Source organism: Microbacterium sp. ISL-103 (assembly GCF_018613995.1).
In the GTDB taxonomy this organism is placed as follows: domain Bacteria; phylum Actinomycetota; class Actinomycetes; order Actinomycetales; family Microbacteriaceae; genus Microbacterium.
The window spans coordinates 5,696-11,017 of the sequence record NZ_JAGGPD010000035.1 but is presented as its reverse complement, the minus strand read 5'-3'; the positions used below and the strand labels follow the sequence as shown (position 1 = coordinate 11,017).

At 68.0% G+C, this 5,322-nt stretch carries 6 protein-coding genes; 4 read left to right on the top strand and 2 right to left on the bottom strand.

Translation table 11 applies throughout. The features are described from left to right. Positions 1-617: fumarylacetoacetate hydrolase family protein (locus J7E68_RS01585; RefSeq protein WP_215169231.1), on the bottom strand; the 617-nt coding region annotated here is incomplete at its 3' end. Positions 618-705: 88 nt separating this feature from the next. Here J7E68_RS01585 and J7E68_RS01580 point away from each other — a divergent pair. From J7E68_RS01580 to J7E68_RS01565, 4 genes are all read left to right on the top strand, one after another. Further along, positions 706-2,115 (top strand): PrsW family intramembrane metalloprotease, encoded by a 1,410-nt coding sequence (locus J7E68_RS01580; RefSeq protein WP_215169229.1) that lies wholly within the window; start codon positions 706-708, stop codon positions 2,113-2,115. Between the two features lie 14 nt (positions 2,116-2,129). Further along, the gene (locus J7E68_RS01575; protein ID WP_215169227.1) at positions 2,130-2,828 is read left to right on the top strand and encodes an alpha/beta hydrolase; all 699 of its coding nucleotides are present in this window, start codon (positions 2,130-2,132) and stop codon (positions 2,826-2,828) included. Between the two features lie 243 nt (positions 2,829-3,071). Continuing rightward, a complete protein-coding gene (locus J7E68_RS01570) occupies positions 3,072-3,440 on the top strand; it encodes an FKBP-type peptidyl-prolyl cis-trans isomerase (RefSeq protein WP_215169225.1) in 369 nt (122 codons plus the stop codon). Positions 3,441-3,619: 179 nt separating this feature from the next. After that, entirely contained in the window at positions 3,620-4,174 is a 555-nt protein-coding gene (locus J7E68_RS01565; RefSeq protein ID WP_215169223.1) for a YceI family protein, read from the top strand. Positions 4,175-4,208: 34 nt separating this feature from the next. On the opposite strand, the gene J7E68_RS01560 is transcribed toward J7E68_RS01565, so the two are convergent. Continuing rightward, on the bottom strand, positions 4,209-5,322 hold a 1,114-nt coding region (locus tag J7E68_RS01560; protein ID WP_251048517.1), incomplete at its 5' end, for an MFS transporter.

Sequence of the window (5,322 nt, the reverse complement as noted above, 5' to 3'; positions counted from 1 at the left end):
ATGTGCAGGTCCTGCGGGTCGGCGGTCTCGTCTGCGGTAACCGCGAACGGACCGGTGGGGGAGAAGCCGTCGAACGATTTGCACCGCGACCACTGCGCCTCGGAGAACTGCACGTTGCGCGCGGTGATGTCGTTGACGACCGTGTAGCCCCAGACGTGAGAGAGGGCGTCCGCCTCGTCGACGTCCTTGGCGGGCGTGCCGATCAGCACCCCCAGCTCTGCCTCGTAGTCCACGGCTTCGCTCAGCGCACGGGGCCACGACGTCGTCTGCTCATGGCCGGTGAGCGAGTTCGGCCACAGCGTGAAGACCGTCGGCGCGGCGTCGGTCTTGAGCCCGAGTTCGCTCGAGTGAGCCGCGTAGTTGAGGCCCACGGCGAGGACGGCCGGAGGGGCGATCACTGCTGACTCGAAGGACCAGCCGTCGAGCGGATGCCGCGGCGCGTCGCCCTCGAGAGCCGAGCGAAGAGCGGTGAGTGTCTGCTCCCCTCCCTCGATCAGCGTCTGAAGCGTGGCAGGGGGGTCGGAAAGGAGATCGGAGACGAGGATGGCATCGGCACCCTCCACCACTGCGAGATGCACAGCGGAGGAGTCGGCACGACGCAGATGAGCGAACCGCATACTCCTACGGTATCCGGTGGCGCGCGGGAATGGCTGGAGGAAGTCGCCAGAGCGGGGCAAGGATGCTTGTTCGCCATATGCTTTGCCTATGAGTTCCGGAGGACCCACCCAGCCATCGCCGTACACGCCGCCGCCTGCGCCGCAGCAGCCTCCTGCTCAGCAGGCGCCGGCACCGCAGCAGCCTCCGGCTCCGCAGCCGCAGTACGGATACCCGCAGCAGCCCGGATATCCGCAGCAGCCGCAGGGGTATCCGGTGAATCAGCCTCCCGCACCGCAGCAGTACACCGCGCAGCAGTATGCGCAGTCGAGCTACACGCCGGCGCAGTTCTCGCAGCGTCCCGAGTACGCGTCCGTTCTCGCGCAGCCGACGCCGTACTCTCCGCCCGCCCCGGCGGCCCCGTCGCCCGCGCAGGGACTGCCAGCGCTGCCGCCCGCTCGCCGCGGCGGTCGCATCGCGCTGTATTCGCTGTTCGGGTTCATCGGCCTGCTGATGCTCGCCCTCATCGCCTACTTCGGTCTGTTCCTCGGACCGCTGGCGTCGATCATCGGGCTCGTCCTCGCGCTCGTCCCGCTCGCGATCGTGTTCTTCGTCGTGAGGATGATCGACCGGTGGGAGCCTGAGCCCAAATCGCTCGTGTTCTTCGCGATCGCGTGGGGAGCGGTCGCCGCGGTCGGTCTCACCCTGCTCGTCGACCTCGCGCTCACCGCGGTGTTCGGATTCAGGGGAGAGGCGGTGGGAGCCGTCATCCAGGCCCCGATCGTCGAGGAGTTCTGGAAGGGCCTCGGCGTGTTCCTCATCTTCCTCATCGCCCGACGAGCGTTCAACGGCCCGGTGGACGGCGTCGTGTACGGAGCTCTCGTCGGCGCGGGATTCGCTTTCACCGAGAACATCCAGTACTTCGCCATCAGTCTCATCGAGGGCGGCGGGGAGCAGCTGACGGTGACGTTCATCCTGCGGGCGATCATGTCGCCTTTCGCGCACGCCATGTTCACGTCGCTGACCGGTCTCGCGATCGGTCTCGCCGCTCGCCGACACGCCTCCGGCGGTGCGGTGCTCGGCTTCGGCCTTCTCGGGATGCTCGGCGCGATGATCCTGCACGGCCTGTGGAACGGTTCGTCGTTCGTCAACTTCTTCCTTCTGTACTTCGTCCTCCAGGTGCCGCTGTTCGTCGGCTTCATCATCGGGATCATCGCTCTTCGACGCGAAGAGACGCGCCTCACCAAGGCCCGCCTCGGCGACTACGCGGCAGCGGGGTGGTTCACCCCCGAGGAGGTCACGATGCTGGCGACGCCCGCCGGTCGCAAGACGGGGCTCGCCTGGGCGGCGCAGCTGCGGGGAGACCGGCGTCCCCTCATGCGGGAGTTCATCAAGGACGCCACGACGCTCGCCTCCGTGCGCCAGCGAGCGATCACCGGCCGTGATCCGATGGCACCCGCCGACGAGCAGGCGCTGCTCGCCAGGACCCGCGCGGCCAGGGCCGCACTCCTGGCGTACTGACGGCGGATGCGACCATGACCACCTTCATCCTCATCCACGGAGCAGGAGACACGGGGTGGTCATGGCATCTCGTGTCGGCGGCTCTCGAGGCCCGTGGTCATGAGGTGATCGCTCCGGACCTCCCCGGGGATGACGGATCGCTCACGCTCGACGACTACGCAGACGCGGCGGCGGCCGCTGTCGGAGGGCGGCGGGGCGGGATCGTGGTCGGTCATTCCTTCGGAGGCTTCACCGCTCCGATCGTCGCGGAGCGGGTGTCGGCCGACGGGCTCGTCCTGCTCGCCGCCATGATCCCGACTCCGGGCGAGGCGCCGGAGGCGTGGTGGGCGAACACCGGATTCGGTGCTGCGGTCGAGGCACAATCCGCCCGAGACGGCGGTCTCACCGGCAGCGACGACCCCTTCGTGGGGTTCTTCCACGATGTGCCTCGCGCGCTGGCGGAGGAGGCGATGCGCAGGGAGCGCGCGCACCCCTCCGAGGCCTCGATGGCTGCCGTCTGGCCGCTCGATTCCTGGCCCCCGGTGCCGACCAGATTCATCGTCTGCACTCAAGACCGGTTCTTCCCCGCCGCGTTCCTCCGCGATCTCGCCCGGAAGCGCCTGGGGATCGTCGCCGACGAGATCGACGGCGGTCATTGCGTCGCGCTCAGCAGGCCGGACGAGCTGGCAGCGATCCTCGTCGGGTACGCCGAGGATCTGGATCCCACCCCCTGAATATCGCGAGGGTCGACCGGATGCAGTCGCCCGGGCACAGACTCAGCGCCCGGTGCTGCGGCGATGCCTGCATGTCTACCGGGCGCTGAGTTGATCTGTAAACAGGGTGCACCCGGTCCCTGTGGGTGTCAAGGGCTTCCTTGCAGGTTCGGCGAATTCGGGTTCGGCGTGGCTCCCGCTGTTCGCTCTGAGCAGTCGTCACCGCGTTGACCCGCGACCGGATGCTCGGGTTGGATGGAGAGCATGACTGATCGCACAAAGCCTGAGTTCGACGCCCCCACCGGCCCCGCCCCTGCGGAGCTCGTGATCCGCGACATCATCGAAGGAGACGGCGCCGAGGCCAAGCCCGGCGACACCGCGACCGTGCACTACGCCGGTGTCGAGTTCGAGTCGGGCGAGGAGTTCGACTCGTCGTGGGGACGCGGCGAGACCATCCAGTTCCCGCTCCGCGGCCTGATCCAGGGCTGGCAGGACGGCATCCCCGGCATGAAGGAGGGCGGTCGTCGTGAGCTCGTCATCCCGCCGCACCTCGCCTACGGCCCCGTCGGGGGCGGACACTTCCTGTCCGGCAAGACCCTGATCTTCATCATCGACCTCGTCGCCGTCGGCTGATCGCCGTCGCGTGGGAAGGCGTCGCACCCCTCGGGGTGCGGCGCCTTCTTCGTCTCACGCGAAGAGATCTCCATTCGTGGGAATACATGCATCTGCATGTAAGTTGTTATCCGTGACGCCGTGAACACGGCCCCTCATCCGTTGCCGCATTAGCGGCTGATGTCTCCAGAGGAGAAACCATGACCAGCATCGACATTCCCGGTTACCGTCCCGGCACCTGGGTCCTCGACCCGTCGCACAGCGAGGTCACGTTCAGCGTGCGCCACATGATGATCTCCAAGGTCCGCGGCACCTTCGGCGTCAAGAGCGCGACCCTCGTCGCCCCCGAGAACCCGCTCGACGCCCGCGTCGAGGCGAGCGTCGACGTCACGTCGATCGACACCAAGGACGAGGGTCGCGACACGCACCTTCGCTCGGGCGACTTCTTCGACACCGAGAACTTCCCGACGATGGAGTTCGTCTCCACCGGTGCGCGCACCGAGGGCGGCGAGCTGTTCGTCGACGGAGACCTGACGATCCGCGGGATCACCAAGCCCGTGAGCTTCGAGCTCGACTTCGGCGGCTTCGGCTCCGACCCGTGGGGCAACTACAAGGCCGGCGCGTCGGCGAAGACCGTCATCAACCGCGAGGACTTCGGCCTCACCTGGAACGCGGCCCTCGAGACCGGTGGCGTGCTCGTCGGCAAGGACGTCACGATCAGCCTCGACCTGCAGGGCGCTCTGCAGCAGGACTGATCAGATCAGATCCTGATCTCGAGAACCCCGGGCCTCAGGGCTCGGGGTTCTCTGCGTCGTATCCGCGGAATCGCGAGCTGCGGCGCGCAAGCAGGGCGACCAGCACGACCACCGCGAAGCCACCGAGCAGCGGCGGGAACCACAGCGTGGTGAGCGATGCGAGCGTGCCGGCGTAGAGGGCGCCGATCCGGGGCCCTCCGGCGACGACGATGATGAAGACGCCCTGCAGCCGACCTCGCATGGTGTCGGGCACCGCGGCCTGCATCATCGTGTTGCGGTATATCGAGCTGACGTTGTCGGATGCTCCCGACAGCGCGAGTGCGATGCCCGCGGCGACGATCAGACCGACGTCGGGCACCCGCGTGGTCGCGGCGCCGGAGACGGCGCCGATCAGCAGCACGATCCCGAACAGCAGGATCGATACGCCGTACGCCTCGACCGCCCGTTCGATGCCGCGACCGTGCCAGCGATAGTGCACGACCCGTCCCGAGAAGAGGCTCGACGCGAAAGTGCCGACGGCGACCGCGGCGGTGAGGATGCCGGTGGTGACCGCGCCGCCGCCGAGCAGCACCGTTCCGAGCGCGGGGAACAGCACGAGCGGCTGGCCGAAGGTCATCGCGATGATGTCGATGATGTACTGCGTCCGGATGTTGCTCGCTCGCCGCAGGAACCTCCAACCGTCGACGAGCGACGCGAGTCCGGGGCGAACGATCTCGCCCTCGGGGCGCAGCGGCGGAAGCGTCCAGGGACCGAGGAACATCGACAGCATGAGCACGACGTCGAGCGTGTAGGTCCAGCCGTACCCGGTGAGGGCTACGAGGATGCCGGCCAGCGCGGGCCCTGCCATCACGGTGAGTCCGAACGCGACGCCGTTCAGCGCCGATGCTGCTGCGAGCTTGTCGCGGGGGATGAGGCGGGGGACGATCGCCGTGCGCGTGGCCATACCCACGGAGTTGGCCGCGGAGTTGACGATGCTGAGCACGTAGAGCCACCAGATCGTCTCGGCGCCTGTCCAGGTGAGGGCCGCGAGCAGCGCCGTGGATCCGAACGTCACGGTCGCTGCGATCAGCGCCACACGTCTCCGATCGAAGGCGTCGGCGAGCATCCCGCCGTACAGTCCTGCCAGGATCATCGGCACGAGCCCCGCG